At 69.6% G+C, this 25968-nt stretch carries 27 protein-coding genes; 10 read left to right on the forward strand and 17 right to left on the reverse strand.

Annotated elements, in window-relative coordinates; all coding sequences use genetic code 11:
- Positions 1 to 321: 321 nt before the first annotated feature.
- The 7 genes from cbiE to OG588_RS09030 all read right to left on the reverse strand — a co-directional run bounded on the left by cbiE (position 322) and on the right by OG588_RS09030 (position 6977).
- Positions 322 to 1545 (reverse strand): precorrin-6y C5,15-methyltransferase (decarboxylating) subunit CbiE, encoded by a 1224-nt coding sequence (gene cbiE, locus OG588_RS09000; protein WP_405946817.1) that lies wholly within the window; start codon positions 1543 to 1545, stop codon positions 322 to 324.
- Positions 1546 to 1659: 114 nt separating this feature from the next.
- The gene (locus OG588_RS09005) at positions 1660 to 2298 is read right to left on the reverse strand and encodes a GNAT family N-acetyltransferase (protein ID WP_405946818.1); all 639 of its coding nucleotides are present in this window, start codon (positions 2296 to 2298) and stop codon (positions 1660 to 1662) included.
- Positions 2299 to 2442: 144 nt separating this feature from the next.
- The gene (locus OG588_RS09010; protein WP_405946819.1) at positions 2443 to 3285 is read right to left on the reverse strand and encodes a MetQ/NlpA family ABC transporter substrate-binding protein; all 843 of its coding nucleotides are present in this window, start codon (positions 3283 to 3285) and stop codon (positions 2443 to 2445) included.
- 20 nt (positions 3286 to 3305) lie between these two features.
- On the reverse strand, positions 3306 to 4145 hold the full coding sequence (locus OG588_RS09015; RefSeq protein ID WP_405946820.1) for a MetQ/NlpA family ABC transporter substrate-binding protein: 840 nt from the start codon (positions 4143 to 4145) through the stop codon (positions 3306 to 3308).
- A 91-nt stretch (positions 4146 to 4236) separates the two neighbouring features.
- Positions 4237 to 4962 carry a methionine ABC transporter permease gene (locus OG588_RS09020; RefSeq protein WP_019059846.1) on the reverse strand — a complete coding sequence of 242 codons (726 nt, stop codon included), beginning with the start codon at positions 4960 to 4962 and terminating at the stop codon, positions 4237 to 4239.
- Entirely contained in the window at positions 4959 to 5993 is a 1035-nt protein-coding gene (locus OG588_RS09025) for a methionine ABC transporter ATP-binding protein (protein ID WP_405946821.1), read from the reverse strand. Before OG588_RS09025 ends, OG588_RS09020 begins: the two co-directional genes overlap by 4 nt.
- Positions 5994 to 6326: 333 nt before the next feature.
- Entirely contained in the window at positions 6327 to 6977 is a 651-nt protein-coding gene (locus OG588_RS09030; protein WP_405946822.1) for an HAD family hydrolase, read from the reverse strand.
- A 50-nt stretch (positions 6978 to 7027) separates the two neighbouring features.
- Here OG588_RS09030 and OG588_RS09035 point away from each other — a divergent pair, with 50 nt between their 5' ends.
- Both OG588_RS09035 and OG588_RS09040 read left to right on the forward strand, forming a co-directional pair.
- Positions 7028 to 7387 carry a hypothetical protein gene (locus tag OG588_RS09035; RefSeq protein WP_405946823.1) on the forward strand — a complete coding sequence of 120 codons (360 nt, stop codon included), beginning with the start codon at positions 7028 to 7030 and terminating at the stop codon, positions 7385 to 7387.
- 1 nt (position 7388) lies between these two features.
- Complete coding sequence (locus tag OG588_RS09040; protein WP_405946824.1) at positions 7389 to 7847, forward strand: hypothetical protein; 459 nt, start codon at positions 7389 to 7391, stop codon at positions 7845 to 7847.
- Here OG588_RS09040 and OG588_RS09045 read toward each other — a convergent pair.
- The 3 genes from OG588_RS09045 to OG588_RS09055 all read right to left on the reverse strand — a co-directional run bounded on the left by OG588_RS09045 (position 7837) and on the right by OG588_RS09055 (position 10145).
- On the reverse strand, positions 7837 to 8334 hold the full coding sequence (locus tag OG588_RS09045) for a GNAT family N-acetyltransferase (RefSeq protein ID WP_393043069.1): 498 nt from the start codon (positions 8332 to 8334) through the stop codon (positions 7837 to 7839). The two genes, OG588_RS09040 and OG588_RS09045, sit on opposite strands and share 11 nt — an antisense overlap.
- Positions 8335 to 8380: 46 nt before the next feature.
- Positions 8381 to 8887, reverse strand: a complete 507-nt coding sequence (locus tag OG588_RS09050; RefSeq protein ID WP_405946825.1) for an RNA polymerase sigma factor — start codon at positions 8885 to 8887, stop codon at positions 8381 to 8383.
- 73 nt (positions 8888 to 8960) lie between these two features.
- Complete coding sequence (locus tag OG588_RS09055) at positions 8961 to 10145, reverse strand: glycerophosphodiester phosphodiesterase (RefSeq protein ID WP_405946826.1); 1185 nt, start codon at positions 10143 to 10145, stop codon at positions 8961 to 8963.
- Positions 10146 to 10465: 320 nt separating this feature from the next.
- On the opposite strand from OG588_RS09055, the gene OG588_RS09060 reads away from it, so the two are divergent.
- Positions 10466 to 11137 (forward strand): lysophospholipid acyltransferase family protein, encoded by a 672-nt coding sequence (locus tag OG588_RS09060; protein WP_405946827.1) that lies wholly within the window; start codon positions 10466 to 10468, stop codon positions 11135 to 11137.
- A gap of 80 nt (positions 11138 to 11217) precedes the next feature.
- On the opposite strand, the gene OG588_RS09065 is transcribed toward OG588_RS09060, so the two are convergent.
- The 4 genes from OG588_RS09065 to argH form a co-directional block, all read right to left on the reverse strand.
- A complete protein-coding gene (locus OG588_RS09065; protein WP_405946828.1) occupies positions 11218 to 12741 on the reverse strand; it encodes an MFS transporter in 1524 nt (507 codons plus the stop codon).
- Positions 12738 to 13304: a TetR/AcrR family transcriptional regulator gene (locus OG588_RS09070; RefSeq protein ID WP_405946829.1), complete on the reverse strand. Its 567-nt coding sequence runs from the start codon at positions 13302 to 13304 to the stop codon at positions 12738 to 12740. The genes OG588_RS09065 and OG588_RS09070 overlap by 4 nt, the downstream gene beginning before the upstream one ends.
- A gap of 85 nt (positions 13305 to 13389) precedes the next feature.
- Complete coding sequence (locus OG588_RS09075; protein WP_405946830.1) at positions 13390 to 14361, reverse strand: aldo/keto reductase; 972 nt, start codon at positions 14359 to 14361, stop codon at positions 13390 to 13392.
- A gap of 168 nt (positions 14362 to 14529) precedes the next feature.
- The gene (gene argH, locus OG588_RS09080; protein WP_405946831.1) at positions 14530 to 15960 is read right to left on the reverse strand and encodes an argininosuccinate lyase; all 1431 of its coding nucleotides are present in this window, start codon (positions 15958 to 15960) and stop codon (positions 14530 to 14532) included.
- A gap of 240 nt (positions 15961 to 16200) precedes the next feature.
- Here argH and OG588_RS09085 point away from each other — a divergent pair, with 240 nt between their 5' ends.
- Positions 16201 to 17076: a hypothetical protein gene (locus OG588_RS09085; protein ID WP_405946832.1), complete on the forward strand. Its 876-nt coding sequence runs from the start codon at positions 16201 to 16203 to the stop codon at positions 17074 to 17076.
- A 144-nt stretch (positions 17077 to 17220) separates the two neighbouring features.
- A complete protein-coding gene (locus tag OG588_RS09090) occupies positions 17221 to 17922 on the forward strand; it encodes a L,D-transpeptidase (RefSeq protein ID WP_405946833.1) in 702 nt (233 codons plus the stop codon).
- 90 nt (positions 17923 to 18012) lie between these two features.
- Here OG588_RS09090 and OG588_RS09095 read toward each other — a convergent pair whose 3' ends face one another.
- Both OG588_RS09095 and OG588_RS09100 read right to left on the reverse strand, forming a co-directional pair.
- Positions 18013 to 19524, reverse strand: coding sequence for a sensor histidine kinase (locus OG588_RS09095; protein WP_405953075.1), 1512 nt, complete (start codon positions 19522 to 19524; stop codon positions 18013 to 18015).
- Between the two features lie 29 nt (positions 19525 to 19553).
- Positions 19554 to 20294, reverse strand: coding sequence for a response regulator transcription factor (locus OG588_RS09100; protein WP_405953076.1), 741 nt, complete (start codon positions 20292 to 20294; stop codon positions 19554 to 19556).
- Between the two features lie 151 nt (positions 20295 to 20445).
- Here OG588_RS09100 and OG588_RS09105 point away from each other — a divergent pair, with 151 nt between their 5' ends.
- The 5 genes from OG588_RS09105 to OG588_RS09125 all read left to right on the forward strand — a co-directional run bounded on the left by OG588_RS09105 (position 20446) and on the right by OG588_RS09125 (position 25335).
- Positions 20446 to 21798, forward strand: a complete 1353-nt coding sequence (locus tag OG588_RS09105; RefSeq protein ID WP_405946834.1) for a ferric reductase-like transmembrane domain-containing protein — start codon at positions 20446 to 20448, stop codon at positions 21796 to 21798.
- A 7-nt stretch (positions 21799 to 21805) separates the two neighbouring features.
- Positions 21806 to 22276, forward strand: a complete 471-nt coding sequence (locus OG588_RS09110; protein WP_405946835.1) for an FMN-binding protein — start codon at positions 21806 to 21808, stop codon at positions 22274 to 22276.
- A 75-nt stretch (positions 22277 to 22351) separates the two neighbouring features.
- Positions 22352 to 23734 (forward strand): ferric reductase-like transmembrane domain-containing protein, encoded by a 1383-nt coding sequence (locus OG588_RS09115; protein ID WP_019059865.1) that lies wholly within the window; start codon positions 22352 to 22354, stop codon positions 23732 to 23734.
- 19 nt (positions 23735 to 23753) lie between these two features.
- Positions 23754 to 24539 carry an FMN-binding protein gene (locus tag OG588_RS09120; protein ID WP_405946836.1) on the forward strand — a complete coding sequence of 262 codons (786 nt, stop codon included), beginning with the start codon at positions 23754 to 23756 and terminating at the stop codon, positions 24537 to 24539.
- Complete coding sequence (locus tag OG588_RS09125; protein WP_405946837.1) at positions 24532 to 25335, forward strand: FAD:protein FMN transferase; 804 nt, start codon at positions 24532 to 24534, stop codon at positions 25333 to 25335. The genes OG588_RS09120 and OG588_RS09125 overlap by 8 nt, the downstream gene beginning before the upstream one ends.
- 93 nt (positions 25336 to 25428) lie before the next feature.
- On the opposite strand, the gene OG588_RS09130 is transcribed toward OG588_RS09125, so the two are convergent.
- Entirely contained in the window at positions 25429 to 25968 is a 540-nt protein-coding gene (locus tag OG588_RS09130; RefSeq protein ID WP_405946838.1) for an arginine repressor, read from the reverse strand.

Here is a 25968-nt window from a genome sequence, read left to right on the forward strand (position 1 = left end):
GCCCCGCAGTGGAGAACGAGCGTGCCTGTCCAGCGGCACGAACGACCCGACGCCAAAAAGCGACAAAGCCATTTAGACGACAAAGCCATTGAATGGCATTGTCGCGGCCGTTGCGCCGTCACGACAGCTTGATCCGCGACGGCCCGCTGTGGACTGCGCCACGTTGCGCGTCCTCCGGTTCCGCCGTACCACACTCACCCCAAAACGGGCGGGTTTTCCGGACATTGACGAACGAAGTGCCGGGTCACCCGAAGCGGTACAACAGTCCGCCAGCCTACCGCGCGCAGTACGACAACAGGATCACGGGGACGGTTCGGGGGGTCACGAAACGCGCTCCGGAAGGAGGCCGCTGAGCAGGAACGCGACGCTCCGTTCCGTCTCCGTCCAGGCCCTGGTGTCGAGTTCGACGGACTGGAGGAGGGCGCACTCGACGTGATAGCCGTGCTCCGTGAGGTCGCGGCCGACGAGTTCGGCCTCGTCGCGGGTGGCGGCGTGCGCCACGATGCGCTGCGGGCGCCGGTCGGCGACCGCGGAGACGACGGCCACTCCCCCGGCGCCGACCCGTACTACGTCAGGTTCGGGGAGGTTCTCCAGGATGTGCGGGGCTTCGCCCTGGACGATCTGGAGGTGCACGCCGAAGCTGCGTGCCGCGGAGTCGGTGCGGGTGCAGGCCTGGGTGTCGCGGTCGACGGCGATGACGGCGGCTCCGGCGCGGGCCGCCTCGATGGCGAAGGCGCCGCTGCCGCAGCCGATGTCCCACACCAGGTCTCCGACGCGCGGGCCCAGACGGGCGAGTTGGGCCGCCCGGAGCAGATCTGTCTCACCTTCGCCGAGCTCACCGCCGTAGGCCTCGGCGGGGAGGGTCCAGCCGCGGGCGACCGCGGACGGGTCGCGGCCGGCGATCCAGCTCTCGCCCGTGACGCCGGTGACGTTCGGGCCGACCGGGCCGCCCATGACGATCACGACGTTGGGGTCGCGCCAGGTGCGGTCGGCGGCCTTGTCGGAGGTGAGGACGGTGACCTGCTCGTGCTCGGTGCCGAGTTCCTCGCAGATGACGAAGGTGCGGTGGACGCCCTCCATGAGGAGACCGAGTTCGGCGGGGCCGGCGCCCGGTGAGGTGAGGACGGCGACCTTTGTGTGGGCCCGGCACACGTTCACCGCGCGTCGCAGGGTGCGCCTGTGTGCGACGACCACCTGTGCGTCGTCCCAGGGCATACCGGCGCGGGCGAACGCGGCGGCCACGGAGGAGACCGCGGGGACGACCTCGACCTCCAGGCCGAACTCGGGCGCGTGCAGGGTCCGTACGACTCCGAAGAAGCCGGGGTCCCCGTCGGCGAACACGACCGCCGTGCCGCGGTGCCCGGCGATGCGGCGGGCGGCGAGGGCGACGCTGCCGAGGCGGATGCGCTCGGCGCGCTCCGGTACCTCGGGGAGCGAGAGATGGTGGGGTGCGCCGGCCACCAGGGTGGCGGCGGCGAGAGCGGAGCGTGCCGCGGCGGTCAGCGGAGAGCCGTCCCAGCCGATCACCGTGACGCGGTCGGCCATCGTCGTCAGTCTCCAGGGGTAATTCGCAGGTCATGGGGAAAGCGGCCCGTACGCGGGCACCGTGAGGGTACCTGGTGCGGCTGGGCGGTGCTCCCTGGGCTGTACCCGCCGGTTTCAGTTCCAGTCGGCGAACGACGTGAAACCGTCGACGTCTTCGAGCTGTTCGGCCGTGCCCTCCAGGTCCTCGGGGAGGAGGCTCCACACGATGAAGTCGGTGCGGACGTCGGACCAGGTGCCGTCGTCGCCGTGGACATGCACTATGCACGCGCCCCGCAGGACGCCCTCGCTGATGCACCCGATCTTCTGCGCCACCTGCTGGGAGGCCGTGTTGTCGGCGGCGGTGCGCAGTTCGATGCGCTCCAACTTCTGGTCCCCGAACAGCCATTGGGCGGTGGCGAGCGCGGCCTCGGAGGCGTAGCCCTCGCCGCGCGCCCAGGGGGCGGTGATGTACGACAGCTCGGTGGACCTGATGTGCCAGTCGGTCTTGGTGAGTTGGACGATGCCGACCAGCCGTTGGGTGAGGAACTCGGTGACGGCGAGGTCCAGGCCGCGGCCCGAAGTGCGTTCGTCGGGCGCGTACTCGGTGATCCAACGGCGGGCCCGGGCCTCGGTGTAGGGCTGGGGGACGTCGGTCCAGGACCCGACCTGTTCGTCGTTCATCATCTCCGTCAGCGCGGGGATGTCGTCCTCGTCGAGGGGCCGCAGCACCAACCGCTCCGTGCTGATGGAGATGTTGGGGAAGGTGCTCGTCATGCGCCGCTCCGTAACCTTCGGAAAATGTTCCGGGCCTACCTGAACTGCCCAGCATGCAGCATGAAAGCAGGGAACCACATCACGGGGTCCACTCATCGTGAGGACGTGGACCCCGTGCGTGGTGATACGCCGTATACGCCCCCGTCAGCCGGAAGTGACCGGCAGGACAGAGCCCTTGTACTTCTCCGCTATGAACTTCTTCACGTCGGCGGAGACGAGCAGCTTCGCGAGCTTCTCGACCCGGGGGTCGTCCTCGTTGCCGCGCTTGACGGCCAGGAGGTTGGCGTAGGGGTTGTCCTTCGCCGACTCCAGGAGGATCGCGTCCTCGGCGGGGCTGAGGCCCGCGTCCTGGGCGTAGTTGTTGTTGATGACGGCCACGTCCAAGTCGTCGAGCGAGCGCGGCAGTTGGGCCGGGTCGAGTTCCTTGAACCTCAGGTGCTTCGGGTTCGACGAGATGTCCGCGGGCGACGCGTCCGTGCCCGCGCCCTTCTTGAGCGTGATCAGCCCCTTGGCGGCGAGGAGTTTGAGGGCGCGTCCCTCGTTGGTGGTCTCGTTCGGCACGGCGACGGTGGCTCCGTCGGCGAGCTTCGCGATGTCCTTGACCTTCTTGGAGTACACGCCCATCGGCGGCAGATACGCCTTGACGACCGAGACCAGGTCGGTGCCCTTGGACTTGTTGAACTCGTCCAGGAAGGGCTGGTTCTGGTAGAGGTTCGCGTCCAGCGAGCCCTCCTGGAGCGCGGTGTTCGGCAGGACGTAGTCCGTGAACTCCTTGATCTCCAGCTTCAATCCGGCCTTCGCGGCCAGGTCGTCCTTGATGTACGTCAGGACCTCGCCGGCCGGCACGGCGGTGGCGCCGACGACGAGCGTGCCGTCGGCCTTGTCACCGCTCTTGCCCGAGCCGGCGTCGGAACCCGAACCGCAGGCCGTGAGGCCGAAGACGGTCACGGCGAGTCCCGCCGCCGTGACGGCGATGCTCTTGCGCATGGTGATTCCCCCGATTCGGATCAGAAGGACGGGATGACGGAACCCGCGTACTTGTCCTCGATGAACTTCTTCACCTCGGGCGAGGTCAGCAGCTTCGCGAGCTTCTTGACGCGCGGGTCCTTCTCGTTGCCCTTCTTCACGGCGAGGAAGTTGCCGTAGGGGCTGTTCTTCGCGGACTCCAGGACGAGGGAGTCCGTGGCGGGCTTGAGACCGGCGGAGATCGCGTAGTTGCCGTTGACGACCGCCGCGTCCACGTCGTCCAGGGAGCGCGCGGTCTGGGCCGCCTCGACCTCCTTGAACTTGAGGCCCTTGGGGTTCTTGTCGATGTCCTGCGGGGTGGCCTCGGTGCCGGCGCCGGCCTTGAGGGTGATGAGCCCGTTGGCGGCGAGCAGCTTGAGGGCGCGGGCCTCGTTCACGGCGTCGTTCGGGACGGCGACCGTCGCGCCGCTCTTCAGGGCATCGGCGCTCTTGACCTTGTGGGAGTAGAGGCCGAGCGGCTCCAGGTGCACGGTGACGACGGGCACGATGTGGGTGCCGCGCTTCTTGTTGAAGTCGTCGAGGTAGGGCTGGTTCTGGAAGTAGTTGGCGTCCACCGAGCCGTCCTCGGTCGCCGTGTTGGGGACGATGTAGTCCTGGAACTCCTTTACCTCCAGGTCGAGTCCGGCCTTCTTCGCCAGGTTCTTCTTGACGAAGTTCAGGATCTCGGCGTGCGGGGTCGGGCTCGCGGCGACGACCAGCGGTCCGCTGTAGTCGGAGGAGGCGGCCGAGGAGGAACCCTTGTCCGAGCCGCAGGCGGAGAGCGCGAAGGTGAGCGCTCCGGCGGCGAGGACGGCGGTGGTGAGCTTTGCGGTGTTACGCACGAAAAGTGCCTTTCCTGAAGGGTGTTGCGTGGTACGACCCCGCGATGGGTGGTGCGGGGAGCTATGGGAGGGGTGGGACAGGCGCCCCGGCTCAGACGGTCTCGCTCGTCGCGGTGGACGCCTTCAGCAGCCGGAGCCTCGGCCCGGCACCGGACTGTCCGCCGCGCCGGTGCAGCGAGCGGGCCGCGTAGTCGCCGGCGAACTGGATGAGGGAGATGACGACCGCGAGGATCGCCACGGTGATCCACATCAGCTGGGTCTCGAAGCGCTGGTAGCCGTAGCGGATGGCGATGTCGCCGAGGCCGCCGGCGCCGACCGTGCCGGCCATCGCGGAGTAGCCGATGAGCGCGACGATCGTGGTGGTGGTGCTGGAGATCAGCGAGGGCAGGGACTCCGGTACGAGGACCTTGCGTACGACGGTCCAGGTGTTGCCGCCCATCGACTGCACGGCCTCGACGAGCCCGCCGTCCACTTCCCGGACAGCCGTCTCAACAAGGCGCGCGAAGAAGGGAATTGCCCCGATCGCGAGCGGCACGATGGCGGCCTCGCGGCCGATGGTCGTGCCGGTGATGGTCCGGGTGAAGTTCATCAGCGCGACCATGAGGATGATGAACGGCAGCGAGCGGGCAACGTTCACGATCTGCCCGATGACCTTGTTGGCGGCGACGTTCTGGAGCAGTCCGCCGCGGTCGGTCAGGACCAGCAGGATGCCGAGCGGGAGTCCGCCGACGACGGCGATGACCGTGGACCAGCCGACCATGTACAGCGTGTCCCAACACGCCTGGGACAGCAGGGGCTGCATCTCCGACCAGGTCACTTGGCACCTTCCTTCAGCAGTACGGGCTCCTGGCCCAACACGTCGATCTGCAGGCCCTGTTCGCGCAGGAAGCCGATGGGCACGACGTTGTCGTCGTAGCAGCCGGGCAGTTCGATGCGCATACGGCCGACCTGGAGTCCGCCGACGGTGTCGATGGCGGCGCCGAGGATCGAGATGTCGATGTTGTAGGTGCGCGAGAGCTGGGAGATGACGGGCTGGGTGGCGGCCTCGCCGTGGAAGGTGACGTCGACTACCGTGCGGTCCGCGCCGTGCGCGTCGCCGCTGACCGGGAAGAGCGCGGAGGCCAGCTCGGAGCCCGGGGTCGCGAGCAGTTCGCTCACCGTGCCGGACTCGACGATGCGGCCGTTCCGCATCAGGGCGGCCGAGTCGCACACGTTCTTGACGACGTCCATCTCATGGGTGATGAGCAGGACGGTCAGGCCCAGCTGCCGGTTCAGGTCGCGCAGCAGCTGGAGGATCGAGCGGGTGGTCTCCGGGTCGAGCGCGCTGGTGGCCTCGTCGGAGAGCAGCACCTTGGGGTCGCCGGCCAGCGCGCGGGCGATGCCGACGCGCTGCTTCTGGCCGCCGGAGAGCTGCGCCGGGTAGGACTTCGCCTTGTCGGCGAGCCCTACGAGGTCGAGGAGTTCGAGGGCCTTGGCGGACCGTTCCTTCCCGGACTTGCCAAGGATTTCGAGGGGCAGCTCGATGTTGTCCTGCACGGTCCGCGAGGAGAGCAGGTTGAAGTGCTGGAAGACCATGCCGATACGGCTGCGCGCCTGCCGGAGTTCCCGTCCGGCACGCGGTCCGCGCCCGGCGAGGGCGGTGAGGTCCTGCCCGGCGACGGTGACCGTGCCGGCGGTGGGCTTCTCCAGCAGGTTGACGCAGCGGATGAGCGAGGACTTGCCGGCGCCGGACTGGCCGATGACGCCGTAGACCTCGCCTTCGCGGACGTGGAGATCGACGCCGTCGAGGGCGGTGACCTCACGGCCGCGTGAGCGGTAGACCTTGGTCAGGCCCGATGTGGTGATCACTGGGGTTCCATGACTGTCGGGTACGCGGGCGTGGGTGTGCCCTGGTACGAGGGGGGAAATGTGCGCGGGGCGGCGTCAGTCACGTACGAGATACGAGGTACGGACATGCCACAGCGGCTCGCTTCGGGGCGCGAGGCTCGGGGCGCAAAGCCCGGGGGGTGGTGCGGGGGCCCTCTAGAAGGCGCACATTCGACACATACAACGAGCACCGGGCGTCAGGGTCGCCTCGGTCGCAAGGGTGCGGTAGCTCGTCGTGGTCATGGAATCAGTAAAGCAGACGTACGGTCCTGACAAAGGGCCGCTGTCCGCATGCCGGACAGCGGCGGACGCCCGTCAGCCGCGTGCGGAGATCTCCACTCCCCCGTCGCTGACCAGCGCGGACAGGGCTGACAGGTCACTCACAACAAGGTCGGCGTCGAGCTCGTGGGCCTGGTGGGTTGTGGCCAATGCCACGGTGATCATTCCGGCCGCGCGGCCCGCCTGGAGTCCCGCCGGTGCGTCCTCGAAGACGACACAGCGGGCCGGGTCGACGCCCAGTTGGCGGGCCGCGAGCAGGTAGGGCTCGGGGTCCGGCTTCCCGCGGGTGACGTCCTCGGCAACCACGAGGGTCTTGGGGAGGATGCCGGCGTGCGCGAGCCGGGCCTCGGCGAGGCGCCGGGTGGCGGAGGTGACGACGGCCCAGCGGTCGGCGGGCAGCGAGTCGAGGAAGTCCCGGGTGCCGGGCAGCGGAACGGCACCCCCGTTGGGCACGTCCTCGACCTCAAGCGCCTCGATCCGCGCGACCGCGGCCGGGACGACGTCGGCGGGCAGCAGGTCGGCGGCTATCGCCACGGCGGTCCGCCCGTGCAGTTCGACCCGGGCGAAGTCCTCGGCGGTGATCCCGAACTCCGCCGCCCACCGGGTCCAGCACCGGCGCACGGATTCGAGGGAGGAGACGAGCGTGCCGTCGTTGTCGAACAGGAGGGCTTCAGCGTGGATCTTCATGCACTCGACCCTACGGTCAGCGGCCTTATGGCCCGTAATAGGGTCACTGCATGCTTGATGCCCTGACGCCGGCGACCGGTGTCGCCGCGCTGCTGCTCGCCGCCTGGTGCGGGTGGGCGGCCTACCGTGATCAGCCGACCAAGGACTGGCACTTCATCGGCATGGCCGTCGTCACCCTGCTGACCCTGGTCCAACTGGTGGTCGGCATCGTGCAGTTGGCGCGCGGCGAGAAGGCCGAGCAGGGCACGGTGATCTTCGTGGCGTATCTGCTGGGCGCGTTCGCGACCGTCCCTGCGGCGGGTCTCATGTCGCTGACGGAGCGCACGCGTTGGGGTTCGATCACGGTCGCGGCCGGCGGTGTGGTCCTCGCCGTGCTCGAAGTGCGGCTCTACGACATCTGGGGAAGCTGAGATGACCACCGTGGAAGAGAACACCGTGGAAGAGAAGCCGAAGCGGCTCATCAGCGGGCCCGGCATGCTGCTCGTCTGGTTCTACGGCGTGATGGTCGTCGGCGCGGTCTCCCGCTCCGTCTACCAGATCGCCACCGAGTTCGACCGGGCCCCGCTCGCCTACTCCCTGTCCGCCGTCGCGGGCGTGGTGTACGGATTCATCACGTACTCCCTGATCCGCGGCGGCGAAAGGGCCCGCAGGGCGGCACAGGCATGCTGCGCCGCCGAACTCGCGGGTGTCCTCATCGTCGGTACGTTGACCGTGATCGACAGCTCGGCCTTCCCGGACGCGACGGTCTGGTCGTACTACGGCGCGGGGTACATCTTCATCCCCGTGCTGCTGCCGCTGTCGGCGCTGTACTGGCTGCGGAAGAACCGCACGGCCGACTCCGGCGACACGGCTGACACCGTCACGCCGTAGCGACGTACGCCTCGACCGGCTTCTCCAGGACGATCATCGGTACGCCGTCGTCGCCCTGGGAGGTGCCTACGGTCTCGTAGCCGACGCGGCGGTACAGGCGGAGGTTGCCCTCGCTGCGGTGGCCGGTGTGCAGGCGGAACTTCTTGGCGCCGCGCTCTCCGGCGAGGGCCGATTCGGCCGCGCGGAGGAGGCGGGCACCGATGCCGTGGCCCTGGAGGCGCGGGTGGACGCAGAGTTTGCCGATGGCCGCAGCGCCGTCCTCGGTCACCGTGCCGCGGACCGATCCGACCACCTCCTCGCCCAGCCGGGCGACGTACACGCAGTCGGAACCGACCTCGTCCCGGACCGAGTCGAGGCTCTGGACGAGCGGGTCGATGCGGTAGTTGCCGTACAGCGCCGCCTCGCTCTGGAAGCACAGGTACTGCAGCCTGAAGATCTGCTCTGAGTCCTGCTCGGTCGCCACCGAGATGGTCACGCTCATGCCCATGTGCGCACGCCTCCCGCTCACCTGATCGCCATGTGGTTCCTCACTCCTATCCCCGTGCTTCGTGGGCCGCAACCTCCGGCGTCAGCAATCGCCGAAGACATCCCAGACATCTGGAACGTTCCGGGCCGAGACTGCCCTGTGAGATACCCAACTCCCCCGCGATCTCGCGGTAGGTGAGGTCCTTGGGCGACAGGAGCGCCTCCATCAGCCGCGGGCAACGGCCCGGCAATCGGCTCACCGCGTCATGCAGCGCGCGATGCCTGGCCGCCGCGAGCGCGGCCTGCTCGGGGCCGCGGTCACTGTCGTCGACAGGGTCATCGTCGTACGACTGTTCGAGGCGGGCGGTACGGCGAGTGCGCTGGGCCTCCGAGCGGACCGCGCGGCGGAGCCAGCGCTGGGGGTCGACCGGGGGGCCGGAGGTGTCGAGGCGTTCCAGGAGGCGGAGCCAGACGGCCTGTTCGAGGTCGCCGGGCTCGGTTCCGGCGGCATATGCCTCGGCCGAGGCCTCGGCGGCGAGCAAGGGGCGCAAGGTGGCGACAAGTTGGTGCGTCATATGCGGCACGACGCGGCCGCCCCGGCGCGAGGTTGCCGGGGCGGCCGTCTGTCACTCCAACGGGGCGGCGGGCTCAGCCGTTGACGAAGTCCGCGCGGGCCAGCAGGCCGGTATCGGCGTTGTCGGTGAAGACACCGTCGATGCCGGTGGCGAAGTACCGCTTGAAGGCGCCGAACGCGTCGCCGTAGGCGTCCGCGGCGCTGCCCTTGCGGTACTCCAGCGGCAGGAAGGGGTTCTCGTTGCGCATGGTGTAGGGGTGCAGGATCAGGCCCGCCTTGTGCGCGTCGGCGACCAGGGTGGTCTCCTTGTTCAGGCTGCCGTCGGCGTTCTTTGTGATGATCAGGTCGAGCGTCGGGCCCAGGCCGTCCGCGTACTTCGCGATCTCGGCGAGACCCTTGGGCGTGACCAGGTCGTCGACCGTGCGGGGGTCGCCCTGGTCGATGAAGTCGAAGGGCTGGGTGCCCGTGCCGGAGAGCAGCACGACCAGCGGGTTGCCGACGAGTTTGTTGATCTTCGCGATGCTGGTCGGCTCGAAGGACTGGATGAGGACCGGCGAGTTCTTACGGTCCTTGCCGTGCTTGCGCAGGATCGTCGAGAGCAGCTTCTCCATCTCGAATCCGCGCTTGCGGAAGTAGGTGGGGTGCTTCATCTCGGGGTAGATCCAGACCTGCTTGCCGCGCTTGCGGGTCTGCTCGTCCTGCCACTTGAGCACCTCTTCGAAGGTGGGGATCTCCCAGCGGCCGTTGTAGAGCATGTTGTGCGGGCGGTTGACCGGGATGCGCTCGATCGCGCGCAGGGTCTTCAGCTCGGCGAGCGTGAAGTCCTCGGTGAACCAGCCGGTCGTGGAGACGCCGTCGAGCAGCTTGGTGGTCTTGCGGGAGGCGAACTCGGGGTGGTCCGCGACGTTGGTGGTGCCGCCGATCTCCGGCTCGTGCCGGCAGACCAGGTGACCGTCCTTCGTGGGGACCAGGTCACCGGCCTCGACGATGTCGGCGCCCAGGTCGAGGGCCAGGTTGTACGAGCCGAAGGTGTGCTCCGGGCGGTAGCCGCTGGTGCCGCGGTGACCGACGATCGTCGGCTTGGGCAGGTCCTTCAGGCCGCCGCCTCCGTGGCGGGCCGTCGTCGCCTCGGCGGCTCTCGCCGCGCCCGCCGGTCCGAGTGCGGCCACTCCCGCGCCGAGCACGGCCGCGCCGAGCAGCGCCCGTCGTCCGGTGCCGTTCGCTCGCTCGTTCGGCCCCTGCGTTCCCTGCGTGTCCATGAAACCTCCTGGCGTCGCCCCGTCGCTGCGCGCCGATCGTAGGTGCGCGTACATGACGAACGGGAGACCTCGGCCGGAACACGGCGGTGACGCTGGATGTCGTACCGTCTGGCAGGTTTGACGCGCTGTCACCGAGGAACGCGAGATGCGTCACAACATGGCGGCCCGGTTACGGGACGGTCCTGGCGCGGCACCGCAGGTAAACGTGCGTCAACACTGCGTAAGACCTCGGTGAACCCGATGTGCAATACCCCCGGCGCCGCGAGTATCGTCCTCACCTGCACAGATTTATATCGAACCCCTTGACACCGGAGGGCCCGTTGTCCCGCTTCGCGCTCATCAAGGCAGTGCTCGGACCGATCATGCGCCTGATGTTCCGCCCCCGAGTGGAGGGAATCGAGCACATCCCGGGAGACGGTCCGGTGATCCTGGCCGGCAACCACCTCACGTTCATCGACTCGGTGATCCTTCCGCTGGTCTGCGACCGGCAGGTGCTGTTCATCGGCAAGGACGAGTACGTCACCGGTGAGGGGTTCAAGGGACGGCTCATGGCCTGGTTCTTCACGGGCGTCGGGATGATTCCGGTGGATCGGGACGGGGCGAACGGTGGGGTCGCGGCGCTGATGACCGGCCGTCGCATTCTGGAAGAGGGCAAGGTCTTCGGGATCTATCCCGAGGGGACGCGGTCGCCCGACGGCCGTCTCTACCGGGGGCGGACCGGGATTGCTCGGCTCACGATGATGACGGGCGCGCCTGTCGTGCCGTTCGCGATGATCGGGACGGACAAGTTGCAGCCGGGCGGGGCGGGGTTCCCCCGGCCGGGGAGGGTCACTGTTCGGTTCGGTGAGGCGATGGAGTTCTCTCGGTATGAGGGGATGGATCGGGATCGGTATGTGCTGCGTGCTGTGACTGACTCTGTGATGACTGAGGTCATGCGGCTGTCTGGGCAGGAGTATGTGGATATGTACGCGACTAAAGCCAAGGCCGCGTAAGGCTGTTTTTCGGGTGCGGGTGCGTTGTGGTTGCTCGCGCCCACGCGGCGGAGCCGCAAATCGACACAGCCCCGCGCCCCTTACGGGGCGCTTTCCAACCGTTGGCCTCGCAGCATGAACCATGCTGCAACTGCCGTTGCCAGTAGGACTGTTGCGCCTACCGCCGATGCCACGCTGAGGCCGCTGACGAAGGCTTCTCTCGCCGACGTCAGCATTTCCTGAGCCGTCTGTGTCGGCATGCTTGTCGCCGCTTCCACCGCGCCGCCCAGTGACTCGTGTGCCCCGCTCGGTGTTCCCGCCGGAGCTGCGAAGCCTCGGTACACGCCTGTCACGATCGAGCCGAGTACGGCGATTCCCAGGGCCGCGCCCAACTCGTAGGCCGTTTCCGAGACTGCCGATGCCGCGCCCGCTTGCTCCTTCGGTACGGAGGAGAGGATGACGTCGGCTGTCACCGTGAAGGAGAAGCCGGCGCCTACGCCGACCACCAGGAGCGCGGCGCCGAGGAGTGGGTAGCCGGTCGACTGGTTCAGGGTTGTCAGGACGGCCAGTGCCAGGCCTACCGCTGCCAGGCCGCCGGCGACCACCGCGCGGACCGAGAAGCGGCGCGCTGTCCTTCCGGCGATCAGGCCCGCCGCCACCGCGCCCACCGCTGCGGGGATTTCGGCCAGGCCCGCCTCGAACGGGCCTCTGCCCTGGACCAGTTGCAGGTACTGGGAGAGGAAGAACACCAGGCCGGACAGGCCGAGGATGGTCAGCAGGTCGGCCAGGACCGCCGCGCTGAAGCCGCGGTTGCGGAACAGGCGCATGTCCAACAGGGGGGCGGGGAGCGTGAGTTGGCGGCGGACGAACCAGTACAGGGCCGCCGCGCCCAGTGCGCCCACTGCGAGTGAGGGCAGCTCGAAGCCGTGGGTCGCGGCCTCCTTGACCGCGTAGACCACGCCGATCACACCGACCAGGGACAGCGTGACGCTGATCAGGTCCCAGGGGCCGGGGTTGGGGTTCTTGGATTCCGGGAGCGTCTTGATGCCCACCAGGACCAGGACCGCCATCACCGGCAGGTTGATCAGGAAGACCGAGCCCCACCAGAAGTGTTCGAGCAGGAAGCCGCCCGCTACTGGGCCGACTGCCGTACCGGCGGAGGCTGTTGCTCCCCAGATGCCGACCGCGAGGCTGCGTTCGCGCGGGTCGTGGAAGATGTTGCGGATCAGGGCGAGGGTCGCGGGCATCAGGGTCGCGCCCGCGACGCCCAGGAGCGCCCGGGCCAGGATCATCAACTCCGGCGTGGACGCGTAGGCGTTGAGGATCGAGATCGCGCCGAACGCCGTGGCTCCGATCAGCAGGATCTTCTTGCGGCCGATGCGGTCACCGAGGCTGCCCATCGACACGAGCAGGCCCGCGATGACGAAGGAGTAGACGTCGCCGATCCAGAGGAGTTGGGTGCCGGTCGGCTTCAAGTCCTCGCTGATGTAAGGCGTTGCGAGGCCCAGGACGGTCGCGTCCACGGCCACCAGCAGCACGGCGAGCACGAGGACGGAGAGCGCGAGCCAACGGCCCGGGCGCTTCTCCGTCTCCGACACGATCGCCGGCCGCAGGGTGCTGGTCATGATTCCTCTCTCTGTGTTTCGTCTCGTCGTAGTGCGCCGCCGAGCAGCAGCTCGGCGATCATGCGGGTGAAGTCCTTGGGGGCGCCCTTACCGCTCTGCACCATCCAGGCACCGGAGGCCAGCAGGCCGAACAGTGCCTCGGTGAGCCAGGCGGGCGTCAGGTCGATGCGGAACTCGCCGTTCTGCTGCCCGCGCCGGAACGCGGCGGTGATGCGGTCGTCGATCCGGGCCCAGCCCGCGTGCTGCTCCTCGCCCTCGAACAGCTGGTTCTCGGTGTAGAGGAAGGCGAGCAGGCCGGCGGCCGGTTCTACCTCGCGGACGAGCCGTCGTACGGCGTCCTCGGCGGGGTTCTCGTCCAGCCGCGCCGCCTCCAGCGCGGCCTCGCACTCCGCGATGCCGAGCGCCTCCAGCGCCCGCACGAGCGCGTCGCGGCCCGCGAACTGGCGGTGCAGCGTGGCCCGACTGATCCCGGCCGCCTTGGCGACCTCGTCCATGGTCGCGGTGGACTTACGGGTCAGCAGGGCCGCGGCAGCGCGGAGAACGTGGTCACGGTCGAGAGCCATGAGACAACTATAACCCATATGAGACACTCACGTCTCATGGCGGGCATGGCTGTCTCGCGAGGGGGCGGCAGTAGTCAGGGGCTTCTCAGTGCCAGGGCAGCCGGCCGCGCTTGTCCCAGTACGTGCGCGGCTCCTCGGCGAGCGTCGCGAGGCGGGACAGCTGGTCGTCGTTCAGGTCCACGGCCGCCGCGTGCAGGTTGGAGGCGAGCTGGGCGGCGGTCGCGGCATCGGACAGGGCCACGCCCGCCCAGGGCTCGCGCAGGATCAGGGCCAGGGCGATCGCGTCGGAGCCCGTGTTCGTTTCCTCGGCTACGGCCTTCAGCGCGGCCGGGGCGTACGGGTCCGCCAGCCTTCCGTTGGCCATGCCCTCCTTGACGATCACCGTGAGGCCGGCGTCGTGGGCCTCGGTGAGGGCCGGGCCCGCGGAGGTCTCCAGGGCGTTGAACGTCGACTGGACGGTGCGGAAGAGGGGCTCGCCGTCCACCGTCACGGTGAGGGCGGCGCGGATCGCGTCTGCCTGGGCGGGGCCGCTGGTGGAGAAGCCGATGGTCACGCCCGTTGCCGCCAACTCGGCCAGTTTCGCGTGGAGTTGCTTGTCGGTGAGGGCCGGGCTGTCGGGGGTCACCGAGTGGATCTGGTAGAGGTCGAGGTGGGCGCCGAGCAGTTCGGCGGTCTCGGCGCGCTGGCGGTCGTAGGTCTGGACGCTGTGGTCCTTGACCTCGTGCTTCTCCGCGTCGGTGGTCCAGTCGGCGGTGTAGGTGTAGCCCCATTTGCTGCCGACCACGATGTCGTCCAGGTCGGGGTGGGTCTTCAGCCAGTCGGCCAGGAACTCCTCCGAGCGGCCGTAGGAGCGGGCTGCGTCGAAGTAGCGGACGCCCTGCGCGTAGGCGGCGTCGAGGAGTTCGTGGGTGCGGGTGCGGAGGGTTTCTACGGTGCGGTGCTCTCCGAGGTCTTTTTCTCGGCCCAGGTTGATGTAGCCGGGGCGACCTACTGCGGCGAGGCCCAGACCGAGGTGGCTGGTGGGGGTTGTTGCTGTTGCCAGTCGGGCGAAGGGCATCGCGGGCTCCGTTGGTCGGCTGTGGTGCGGCTGCGGACCAACGTAACCCGGGATGACCTTCGCCCTTGAGCTCGGTCGGTGCGGTCGAGTGGTGGGTGCGGATGCGTCGTGGTTGCTCGCGCAGTTCCCCGCGCCCCCAAAGGGCCTGCGGCCCTTGGGTGCGCAGCCCTACTTCTTCTTCGCCGTGGCCCACTCGTACTGAACCGCCAAGTCGCGCTTCACCTCTGCCAGTTGGATTGCCACCGCGCTCGGGGCCGTGCCGCCGCGGGCGTTGCGGGAGGCCAGGGCGCCCGGGACGTTGAGGACCGTGCGGACCTCGGGGGTGAGGTGGGCGGAGATCTTCGCGAACTGTTCGTCCGTGAGACCGTCCAGTTCGATGCCCTCGGATTCGGCGACCTTGACGCACTCGCCGGCGACCTCGTGGGCGACCCGGAAGGGGACGCCCTGCTTGACCAGCCACTCGGCGATGTCCGTGGCGAGGGAGAAGCCGGCCGGGGCCAGTTCTTCCATGCGGTCGCGGTGGATGGTGAGGGTGGCCATCATGCCGGTGAACGCCGGGAGCAGGACCTCCAGTTGGTCGATGGAGTCGAAGACCGGCTCCTTGTCCTCCTGGAGGTCGCGGTTGTAGGCGAGCGGGAGGGCCTTGAGCGTTGCCATCAGGCCCGTGAGGTTGCCGATCAGGCGGCCCGACTTGCCGCGCGCCAGTTCCGCGATGTCCGGGTTCTTCTTCTGCGGCATGATCGACGAGCCCGTGGAGAACGCGTCGTGCAGGGTCACGAAGGAGAACTCCTTCGTGTTCCAGATGATGATCTCCTCGGCGATCCGGGAGAGGTTCACCCCGATCATCGCCGTGATGAAGGCGAACTCGGCGACGAAGTCTCGGGAGGCCGTGCCGTCGATCGAGTTCGCGACACTGCCGCGCTCGAAGCCGAGGTCCTTCGCCACCGACTCCGGGTCCAGGCCGAGGGAGGAACCCGCGAGCGCGCCCGAGCCGTACGGGGAGACGGCCGTCCGCTCGTCCCACTGGCGCAGGCGTTCCGCGTCCCGGGACAGAGGCTGTACGTGGGCCAGCACGTGGTGGGCGAACAGCACCGGCTGGGCGTGCTGGAGGTGGGTGCGGCCGGGCATCGCCACGTCCGGGTGGGCCTCCGCGAGGCCGACCAGCGCGTCCTGGAGGTCGGCGATGAGGCCGCCGACCGTGCGGGCGTGGTCGCGCAGGTACATCCGGAAGAGGGTGGCGACCTGGTCGTTGCGGGAGCGGCCCGCGCGCAGCTTGCCGCCGAGGTCGGGGCCGAGGATCTCCAACAGGCCGCGTTCCAGGGCCGTATGGACGTCCTCATCGGCGATCGTGCCGACGAGGGAGCCGTCGGCGACGTTCGCTTCGAGCTGGTCGAGGCCCGCGAGCATGCGGTTCAGCTCGTCGTCCGTGAGGAGGTTCGCCTTGTGCAGCACGCGCGCGTGGGCGCGGGAACCGGCGATGTCGTAGGGCGCGAGCCGCCAGTCGAAGTGGACGGACGCGGACAGCTTCGCCAGGGCCTCGGCGGGACCGTCGGCGAAACGACCGCCCCAGAGCCGTACGTCACCGCTGTTGCTGCTCACTTGCGCTGCTCCTCAAAGGCTGTGGGTGGGTCGCGATGTTCCGCGTTGTCCCGGTGTCGTCCCTGCAGTTTCCCTGCATTGTCCCGCATGCATGATTATGCAGCGTGCTGCATGAATCGTCAATTTTAGTCTCCCTTGAACGGCAGCAACCGCTTACCCGTACCTCTCACCGGACGCAGGCGCCGCGTTTCTCCCCACGAGTCACCCCCAGTTCACCCCTGACCCGAGTGAGGCATTCGCATGTCCAGGGCTCTCCCCAAGTACAACAAGCGTCGCGTCGTGTTCATCGGCGGTGCCGCCGCCGTGGTGCTGTCCGGCGCGGTCATCGCCGGGTCCGCTCTCGCCGGGACGCCGGACAAGAGCAGTTCCGCGCAGAGCGCCCGGACCCTGGCCGACACCGGGACGATCACCTGCCCGGACGTGAAGTCGCAGCTGCCCGCTGTTCCGGCTTCCGCGCAGGCCGAGGTCGACCGGAACCTCACCCTTCTCGACACGCAGATCGCCGAGGCCAACAAGCGGCTCGTCGACACCGTGGGGCAGGGTGGGGCGAACTTCGTCCAGAACGCGATCCTCGGCCCGCTGAAGGACAAGCGGGTGTCGACGATCGACCGGATCGCCATCGCCATCGGGCGTCAGGGCACCAAGCCCACCGGTCTCGACTCGCTGGCCACCTGCGCCCTCAACACCGGTGGGACCGACGTCGGCGGGACGGAAACGGGCGGAACCGACACCGGCGCGACCGACACCGCGACCCCGAGCGCCACGGAGTCCGCCACGGACGCTGCCGGGGGGACGGAGGACACCGGCGACGCGGCGAGCGCGGTCGGGACGATCACCTGCCCCGACGTGAAGTCGCAGCTGCCTGCCGTTCCGGCATCGGCTCAGGCCGAGGTCGACCGGAACCTCGCCCTCCTCGACACCCAGATCGCCGAGGCCAACAAGCGACTCGTCGACACCGTCGGGCAGGGTGGCGCCAACTTCGTCCAGAACGCGATCCTCGGCCCGCTGGAGGACAAGCGCACGTCCACCATCGACCGCATCGCCATCGCCATCGGGCGTCAGGGCACCAAGCCCTCCGGTCTCGACTCCCTGGCCGCCTGCACGCTCACCAAGTGACGTGACAGGCAGCCGTGGCCGCCCCGATGAACGCCGGCCGGGGCGGCCACGGTGACGCCCGCGACACACCGGACCACACGCGAACCGGCCCTGAATGGGTCATCCGGGCTGCCTGTGCCGCCGGTGACCTCTACCGTCTGTGCCATGCGCTCCGGTGTCGTCGCCCTCGCGTCCGCGTCCCTTCTGCTGCTCGCCGCGGTCCCCTCACGGGCCGCGGCGCCGCCGATTCCGTCGTTGCTCGCGGATACCGGGGGTGGGAGTCAGCTGATCCTGGCGGAGGCGCCGCGGGCGAACTCCACGGCGGGGACGGTGAGTTGGTGGGAGCGACGGGGTAGGGCGTGGGTGCGGGTCGGGTCGGTGGCGGCGCGGTTCGGGGCGAAAGGGCTCGTCGAGGGTGGGTCCCGTAAGCAGGGGTCCTATACGACTCCCACCGGGTTGTACGACCTGCCTTATGCCTTTGGGATCAAGGCGGCTCCGGGTGGGACCAAGGCCAAGTACCGGCGGGTCAGCGGGAGTTCGTGGTGGTGTGAGGACACTCGGTCTCGGGTCTACAACCGGTGGAGTGAGCCCCTGGCGCGTGACTGTCGGGGGTCCGAGTCCGAGCGGTTGATCTCCTATGCGACGCAGTACGCGTATGGGTTCGTCGTCGGGTTCAACTACGCCAAGCCGGTGAAGGGGCGGGGGGCCGGGATCTTTTTGCATGTCAACGGGCGTGGGGCTACCGCCGGTTGTGTGTCTGTGCCGGGGGATGCGATGCGGAGGATTTTGCGGTGGGCTGATCCTGGGCGTGAGCCGCATATCGCGATTGGGACGGTGAGCGGGGCTACGGCTATTACTCGGTACTGAATCGCGGGAGCGACGTTCAGGTATCGGTCGTATGGCGAGTGCGGGAGCATCGTGGCTGGTCGCGCAGTTCCCCGCGCCCCTGGGAAAGGGTCAGGCCGGCGGGAGTTGGACCGTGAACGTTGTTGAGCCCGGGCGGCTCTCCAGGGTCACGCTTCCCCCATGCGCCTCCGTCACCGCCGCCACGATCGACAAGCCCAGGCCCGCTCCTCCTCCCCCGCTATCCGCCCGGCGTCGATCCGCTCGGGTGAAGCGTTCGAAGACTCCTGGCTGGATCTCGGTCGGGACGCCGGGGCCGTCGTCGTGGACCACCAAGCAGGTTGGCCCGCCGACCGGTTCCGTCTCCACCGTCACCGTCACCTTTGTGCCAACAGGCGTATGCAGACGCGCGTTGGCCAACAAGTTGGCCAACACCTGTTGGAGGCGGTGGGCGTCACCCGTCACCGTGACCGGTTCCTCGGGGAGTTGCAGGGCCCAGCGGTGGTCGGGGCCCGCGGCACGGGCGTCGGCGACGGCGTCGAGGACCAGGCGGGTGAGGTCGACGGGGCGGCGTTCCAGGGGGCGGCCCGCGTCCAGGCGGGCGAGGAGGAGCATCTCGTCGACCATGACGCCCATGCGGGCGGACTCCGCCGTGATGCGCTCCAGGGCCCGGGTCACCTTCGGCGGTACCGGGTCCGGGTGGAGGAGGGCGAGTTCGGCGTGGCCCCGGATCGACGCCACCGGTGTGCGCAGTTCGTGGCTGGCGTCGGCCGCGAAGCTGCGTAGGCGTTCCTCGCTGGCGTGCCGGTGGGTGAGCGCGTCCTCGACATGGCCGAGCATGCGGTTGAAGGCACCGGCGACCTTGCCCACCTCGCTGCGCGGATCGGACTCGGGTGCCCGGGGCGGCAGGGTCACCTCCCCGCTGGCCAGCGGGAGTTCGCTGACCCGGGTGGCCGTGGCGGCGACCCGGCTGAGCGGCCGTAGCGACCAGCGCACCCAGAGCGCGCCCGCGAATCCGGCGGCGAGGAGGGCGGCGCCGAAGACGATCGCGGCGACCGCCTCCAGGCGGTGGACGGCGGCCTCCACCGACTCCAGCGGGAGGCCGGTGATCATCACGTCGCCGTCCCTGCCCGCGGAGGCGAGGACGCGGTACCCGCCGAGCGAGGAGAGACGGATGCTGCGGGCCTTGCCGCCGACCGGGACCGCGGCGAGTTCTCTCCTGTCCCGTGCGGTCAGGGTGACCTTCAGGTCCGTCGTGGCGTCGTCCTTGTCGGCGGGCACCACCGCCGCGTTGGTGACGGTGCCGTTGAGGAGGCGGGCGCCGAACGTGCCCGGTGCCTGTCTGCGGGTGTCGCCGCGTTCCCGGTCGTCGGCGTCGTGGTCGGTCAGCGTCTGGCCCTGGTGCTCCAGGCTGGCCGGGAACTGGGTCCCGACCTCGGTCAGTTGCTGGTCCAGGCGGCCGGTGAGGAAGCCGTCCAGCTCGATCACCGCGGCCACCCCGACGGCCGCGCAGCTGACCGCGAGCAGCACCACCAGGCCCGCCGTCAGACGCGCCCGCAGCGTGTGCGGCCACAACAGCCGTCCCGACCGCCGGCCGGTCTCCCGCAGCCACCGCAGCCGGCCCACCGCCCGGCCGGTCTCCCGCAGCCGCTTCCTCACCGGACGACCGGCTTGAGCACGTAACCGGCACCGCGCACCGTATGGATCATGGGCGCGCGGCCCGCGTCCACCTTCTTGCGCAGGTACGAGATGTACAGCTCGACGACATGGGCCTGGCCGCCGAAGTCGTAGGACCAGACGCGGTCGAGGATCTGGGCCTTGCTGAGGACGCGGCGCGGGTTGCGCATGAGGAAGCGGAGGAGTTCGAACTCGGTCGGGGAGAGCTCGACGAGGTCGCCCGCGCGGGTGACCTCGCGGGCCTCCTCGTCCATGACCAGGTCCCCGACGGTCATCCGGGGGCCCTCCTCCTGCTGGCGGGCCATGCCCGCGCGGCGCAGCAGTCCGCGCAGCCGGGCGACGACCTCCTCCAGGCTGAAGGGTTTCGTCACGTAGTCGTCGCCGCCCGCGGTGATGCCGGCGATGCGGTCCTCGACCGTGTCCCGGGCGGTGAGGAAGAGCACGCACACGTCGGGCTTCACCTCGTGCAGGGAGCGCAGCACGGCGAAGCCGTCGGTGTCCGGGAGCATCACGTCGAGGACGACGGCATCCGGCAGCAGCTCACGCGCCCCGACGAGCGCGGAGGCGCCGTCGCCGGCCGCGCGGACCTCCCAGCCCTCGTAGCGCAGGGCGCCGGAGAGCACCTCGGCGAGGTCGGGGTCGTCGTCGACGACCAGGACGCGGACGGGGGTGCCGTCGGGGCGGGTGAGGGCCGGTCGGCCGGAGCGGGTCGTGTTCATGGCGTTTACCAGCATCTCTCCTCGCGGCGTCCTCGGCTGCCGTGGGCCGCTCTGAGTTTCCTCTGAGAAAGCTGAGAAAGGCGCCCGCTCAGAGATCCCTCAGAGGTTCGGCCCCCACAGTTGTGTGCAGGACAGGTGAAAGGACACACACATGACCACCGTGTACGAACGGCGGACGGCACCGCCTGTGGCGCCGGCTCCCCGGCGTTCACCGGCGGGCGCGGTGCTCGGGCTGATCTGGGCCGGAGCGGCGGCCTCGGTCGCCCTCTGGTGGGCGGGCACCGGCTCGGTCGTCGGGGCCGCGGGCTGGCTCACCGGGGTCGGGCGGATCGCCGGGCTGCTGTGCGGGTACGCCTGCGCGGTGCTGGTGGGACTGATGGCGCGGGTGCCGCTGCTGGAGCGGCGGGTCGGCTCGGACCGGGTGGCCCGCTGGCACGCGATGGCCGGCCGCTACACGATCTGCCTGCTGGTCGTGCACGTCGTGTTCATCCTGCTCGGCTACGCGGCCCAGGATCGTGCCTCGATCGTGCACGAGACGGTCACGGTGGTCCTGGACTACCCGGACATGCTGAAGGCGACGTTCGGCGCGGTCATCCTGTTCGCGGTCGGCATCACCTCGGCCCGCGCCGCGCGCCGCAGGCTCAGCTACGAGTTCTGGTACTACGTCCATCTCCTCACGTACGTCGCCGTGTTCCTCACCTTCTTCCACCAACTCAGCCTGGGCAACGAGTTCAACGGCCACGCCGGAGCCACGGCCGCCTGGTACGGCCTGTACCTCGGGGTCGCCGCCCTCGTCCTCTGGTACCGGATCCTCGCCCCGGTGCGGCTCAACCTGCGGCACCGGCTACGGGTCGAGTCCGTGCACAGGGAGGCGCCGGGTGTGTACTCCGTCGTCGTACGCGGCCGGCATGTCGACGAACTCGGCGCGCAGGCAGGGCAGTTCTTCCGCTGGCGGTTCTTCGGCGAGGGCATGGGCTGGGCGTCGACGCCGTACTCGCTGTCGGCGCCGCCCCGCCGGGACCTGCTGCGGATCACGGTCAAGGCGCTCGGCGACCACAGTGCCGCGATAGCCCTGCTGCGGCCCGGTGCCCGAGTGTGGGCGGAGGGGCCGTACGGCTCGCTGACCGCCGAACGGCGCACCGCGCAGCGGTCGTTGCTGATCGCCGCCGGGGTCGGCATCACCCCGCTGCGGGCGTTGTTCGAGACGCTGCCGGGTGAGGTGACGTTGCTGTACCGGGCGCGGACCGCTCAAGACCTGGCGCTGGGCGCCGAGTTGGAGGCGATCGCGCAGTGGCGCGGGGCGAAGGTGCTGTACGCGCTCAACGGGCCCCAGGGGCAGCGACCGATGCTCACCGCCGCGTCCCTGCGCGAGGCCGTGCCCGATCTCGCCGGGCACGACGTGTACATCTGCGGTCCGCACGCCTTCGCCCAGGACCTGTACGGGGCACTGCGCGCCGCCGGTGTGCCGGACCGTCGTATCCACCACGAGTCGTTCGAGCTGTGAGGCCGTCGTGCATCCGTTGAAGAAGAACCGTCCGCTGCGCCGGATCGTGCTGGCGAGCGCGGTCACCGCGTCCGGTCTGGTGATGCTGCTGGCGCTGAAGCCGCACACGGCACCCGCGATAGCGGTGGCGCCCGCACCGGCCGCGTCCAGCTCCGCCGGCGCCGACTCCGGTACGGGGTCCGGCGGTTCGACCGCCACCGGCACCAAGACCGTCACCGGCGGGACCGCGCAGACCCGTTGGGGTCCCGTGCAGGTGAAGATCACCGTGAAGAACGGCAGGATCACCGACGTCACCGCGGTCCAGTCACCGTCGGACAACCCGCGCGACCAGGAGATCAACTCCTATGCCCTGCCGGAGTTGCGGCGCGAGGTGCTGTCCGCGCAGAGCGCGAGCATCGACACGGTCTCGGGAGCCACCTACACAAGTGACGGTTACCGCCAGTCACTCCAGTCCGCACTGGACTCTGCGGGACTCTGAACGCACAGGCGCAACGGCACGTACTTCAGGGCCAAGGGACCAGCCCACCCCCCTTGCCCCGTCCACGGAGGAACCGTGACCACCACGCTCGCAGGCGGACGTGCCGCCCGCCGACAGACGATGCGCCGCATCCGCCCGCGCCGCTCCCCAGCGACCCTGCTGCTGCTCGCCGTCTGGGCGGGCGCGGTCGGGGTGCTGTGGCTGTGGTGGCACAACACGCCGTCCATCGCCGACCAGAACGGCAAGATCCTCAACGCGGGCCGTATCACCGGTCTGTTGGCCGGATATCTGATGGCACTCGTCGTGCTCCAGATGGCCCGCGTGCCCGCTCTGGAGCGCCGGGTCGGCTCCGACCGGGTCGCCCGCTGGCACGCGATGAGCGGTCGCTACACGCTCTGCCTGGTCTTCGCGCACGTCTTCCTCATCATGTGGGGCTACGCCCTCCAGGCGGGCAAGACGCTGAGCGACATCGTCCAGCAGACCATCGACTCGGTGAACCAGCTGCCCGACATGGGCAAGGCCGCCATCGGCACCGGCCTGTTCCTGCTCATCGGCCTCTCGTCGATCGGCGGCATCCGCCGCAGGCTGCCGTACGACCTCTGGTACCACGTGCATCTGCTGACGTACGCGGCGGTGTTCTTCACCTTCTGGCACCAGATCACCACCGGCAACGACTTCGCGCTGACACCGATCGCCAAGACCGTCTGGTACGGGCTCTACGGCACGGTCACCGCGCTGGTGGTCTGGTACCGGATCCTCACCCCGATCCGGCTCAACATGCGGCACCGGATGCGGGTCGAGGCGGTCATCGAGGAGACGCCCGGCATCGTGTCCGTGCTCATCGGCGGGCGGAAGCTGCACCGGATGGGCGCGGAGGCCGGGCAGTTCTTCCGCTGGCGCTTCCTGGCGCCGGGCATGCGGTTCAGCTCGCACCCGTACTCGCTGTCGGCGGCCCCCCGCCCGAACATGCTGCGGATCACCGTCAAGGCGATCGGCGACCACAGCGCCCGGCTGCGCGAACTGCGGCCCGGCATGAAGGTGTGGGCCGAAGGCCCGTACGGCGCGCTGACCTCCCAACGGCGCACGCGCGGCAAGGTGTTGCTGGTCGCGGGCGGCGTCGGCATCACGCCGATGCGGGCACTGTTCGAGACGCTGCCCGGCGCGGCCGGTGACATCACGCTGCTCTACCGCGCCAACACCACCCAGGACCTGGCGCTGTGGGACGAGTTGGCGAAGATCGCCGACGAGCGCGGCGCCCGCCTGATGTACGCGGTCAACAGCCCCGACGGGGAGCGCCCCGACATCTCGGCGGACTCCCTGCGCCGCAAGCTGCCCGACATCGACAACCACGACGTCTTCATGTGCGGGCCGCCCGGCTTCGCGCAGTCGGTCTACGAAGCACTGCGCGGCGCGGGGGTCCCCGCCCGCCGTATCCATCACGAGTCGTTCGAGATGTGAGCGACGGGAGTCAGGAGCAATGAAGAAGAGCCACCCCATCCGGCGTGTTCTGCTCGCGAGCGCCGCCACCGTGTCCGGGATCGTTCTGCTGCTCTCCCTGAAGCCGGCGACCGACTCCAACTCGGCGTCCGCGCAAGGTGCGGCGGCCCAGGAGACCGCCGCCGCACAGGAATCGCCCCAGGGCGGTGCCGCGGCGGCCGGGACCTCCACGATCACGGGTGCCGCCACCCAGACCGAGTACGGCGTCGTCCAGGTACGGCTGACGGTCGCGGGCGGGAAGATCACCAAGGCCGAGGCCATCCAGGCGCCCAAGGGCGGCACCAGCGACCAGAAGACCGCGCTGTCCGTCCCGAAGCTCAACCAGGAGGCCGTCGCCACCCAGAGCGCGGACATCACGTCCGTGTCCGGGGCGACGTACACCAGCGGCGGCTACAAGAAGTCCCTGCAGTCGGCCATCGACAAGATGAAGGCCGCCGGCGCCAACACGGCCGCCCCGTCCCAGAGTTCGGCCGCCGCGGCGCCCGCCGTGCAGGCCAAGACCGTCACCGGTGACGTCGTGTCGACCGAGTACGGGCCGGTCCAGGTCCGGATCACCGTCGCGGGCGGGAAGATCACCAAGGCCGACGCGGTGCAGGCCCCGAGCGGCGGGACCAGCGACCAGAAGACGGCGCTGGCGGTCCCCAAGCTCAACCAGGAGGCCGTGGCCGCCGGGAACGCGAACATCGACTCCGTGTCGGGTGCGTCCTACACGAGCGGCGGTTACAAGAAGTCCCTGCAGTCGGCGCTGGACAAGGCCGGTGGCTGACACGGTGACCGATCCCGCGGCGGCTCCCGCCGAACTGCGGCACGCCGAGGAGGTCATGGGGACGGTGTTCTCCTTCGACATCCGCGGCGGGGAGCCCGAGGCCGTCCGGACCGCGCTGGAGCAGGCGGTCGCCCAACTGCACCGCGTCAACGAGGTGTTCAGCACCTACCGCGACGACAGCCAGGTCTCCCGGCTGGCCCGCGGCGACCTGGCCCTCGCGGAGTGCGACGCCGACGTCGCCGAGGTGCTGGAGCTGGGCGCCGAGGCGGAGCGGGTGAGCGCCGGCTGGTTCAGCACCAAGTACGAGGGACAGCTCGACCCGACCGGCATCGTGAAGGGCTGGGCAGCCGAGCGGGCGGCCGAGCTGATCGCGGCGGCGGACGGGGTGAGCGGCGTCAGCGTGAACGGCGGCGGTGACGTCCAGATGTTCGGCACCCCGGGACCGCACCGCCCCTGGCGGGTCGGCGTCTCCGATCCGCTCCGCCCGGGCGGTCTCGCGGCCGTCATCTCGGCCGCCGGCACCGACGAGTTGGCCGTGGCCACCTCCGGTACGGCGGAGCGCGGGGCGCACATCGTGGACCCGTCCACCGGCAAGTCCGCGGTGACCGACCTGGTCGCCGTCACGGTCGTGGCACCGCGTCTGACCTGGGCCGACTGCTGGGCCACGGCTGCCTTCGCGATGGGTTCGCGGGAAGGCCTGGCCTGGCTGGAGTCGCTGCCGGACGTGGAAGCCCTGCTCATCACGGCGGGCGACGAGGTGCGCTGCACCGGCGGCCTGGCGGCCAGACTCGGCTGAAGCCCCATGCGAGTCGGGGGTGCACCGGACAACTCCGGTGCGCCCCCGACTCGTTGGCCTGTATCAGTCTCTGTCAGTCTTCTTTCGCGTACGTCAGTGGTCGTTCTGCGCCAGCCGCAGCAGATGGTCCGCGAGGGCCTGCCCGCCCGACGGGTCCCGGCTGATCAGCATGAGCGTGTCGTCGCCGGCGATGGTGCCGAGGATGTCCTGGAGTTCGGCCTGGTCGATCGCCGAGGCGAGGAACTGGGCGGCGCCCGGCGGAGTGCGCAGGACCACGAGGTTGGCGGAGGCCTCCGCGGAGATCAGCAGCTCGGACGAGAGCCGCCGCATCCGCTCCTCCTTCGCCGACTCCCCCAGCGGCACACGCGGGGTGCGGAAACCGCCCTCGCTCGGTACCGCGTAGATGAGGTCGCCGTCGTTGTTGCGGATCTTCACCGCGTTCAGCTCGTCCAGATCCCGGGAGAGCGTCGCCTGGGTGACGCTCAGCCCGTCGTCGGACAGCAGCTTCGCCAACTGGCTCTGGGAACGCACCGGTTGCCGGTTGAGGATGTCCACGATCCGGCGGTGGCGGGCGGTGCGGGTCTGCGGCACGGCCGGCCCCGCGGTGTGCTCGTGCTCCTGCGCCTGACTCAT

This window comes from Streptomyces prunicolor (assembly GCF_045162825.1).
GTDB classification, from domain to species: Bacteria; Actinomycetota; Actinomycetes; order Streptomycetales; family Streptomycetaceae; genus Streptomyces; species Streptomyces prunicolor.

Bases quoted from the DNA above. Each gene is read 5' to 3' on its own strand.
- cbiE (WP_405946817.1), bottom strand. From the start codon at position 1,545: ATGGCCGACCGCGTCACGGTGATCGGCTGGGACGGCTCTCCGCTGACC.
- OG588_RS09005 (WP_405946818.1), bottom strand. From the start codon at position 2,298: ATGACGAGCACCTTCCCCAACATCTCCATCAGCACGGAGCGGTTGGTG.
- OG588_RS09010 (WP_405946819.1), bottom strand. From the start codon at position 3,285: ATGCGCAAGAGCATCGCCGTCACGGCGGCGGGACTCGCCGTGACCGTC.
- OG588_RS09030 (WP_405946822.1), bottom strand. From the start codon at position 6,977: ATGAAGATCCACGCTGAAGCCCTCCTGTTCGACAACGACGGCACGCTC.
- OG588_RS09035 (WP_405946823.1), top strand. From the start codon at position 7,028: ATGCTTGATGCCCTGACGCCGGCGACCGGTGTCGCCGCGCTGCTGCTC.
- OG588_RS09040 (WP_405946824.1), top strand. From the start codon at position 7,389: ATGACCACCGTGGAAGAGAACACCGTGGAAGAGAAGCCGAAGCGGCTC.
- OG588_RS09045 (WP_393043069.1), bottom strand. From the start codon at position 8,334: ATGGGCATGAGCGTGACCATCTCGGTGGCGACCGAGCAGGACTCAGAG.
- OG588_RS09050 (WP_405946825.1), bottom strand. From the start codon at position 8,887: ATGACGCACCAACTTGTCGCCACCTTGCGCCCCTTGCTCGCCGCCGAG.
- OG588_RS09055 (WP_405946826.1), bottom strand. From the start codon at position 10,145: ATGGACACGCAGGGAACGCAGGGGCCGAACGAGCGAGCGAACGGCACC.
- OG588_RS09065 (WP_405946828.1), bottom strand. From the start codon at position 12,741: ATGACCAGCACCCTGCGGCCGGCGATCGTGTCGGAGACGGAGAAGCGC.
- OG588_RS09070 (WP_405946829.1), bottom strand. From the start codon at position 13,304: ATGGCTCTCGACCGTGACCACGTTCTCCGCGCTGCCGCGGCCCTGCTG.
- OG588_RS09075 (WP_405946830.1), bottom strand. From the start codon at position 14,361: ATGCCCTTCGCCCGACTGGCAACAGCAACAACCCCCACCAGCCACCTC.
- OG588_RS09085 (WP_405946832.1), top strand. From the start codon at position 16,201: ATGTCCAGGGCTCTCCCCAAGTACAACAAGCGTCGCGTCGTGTTCATC.
- OG588_RS09090 (WP_405946833.1), top strand. From the start codon at position 17,221: ATGCGCTCCGGTGTCGTCGCCCTCGCGTCCGCGTCCCTTCTGCTGCTC.
- OG588_RS09100 (WP_405953076.1), bottom strand. From the start codon at position 20,294: ATGAACACGACCCGCTCCGGCCGACCGGCCCTCACCCGCCCCGACGGC.
- OG588_RS09105 (WP_405946834.1), top strand. From the start codon at position 20,446: ATGACCACCGTGTACGAACGGCGGACGGCACCGCCTGTGGCGCCGGCT.
- OG588_RS09120 (WP_405946836.1), top strand. From the start codon at position 23,754: ATGAAGAAGAGCCACCCCATCCGGCGTGTTCTGCTCGCGAGCGCCGCC.
- OG588_RS09130 (WP_405946838.1), bottom strand. From the start codon at position 25,968: ATGAGTCAGGCGCAGGAGCACGAGCACACCGCGGGGCCGGCCGTGCCG.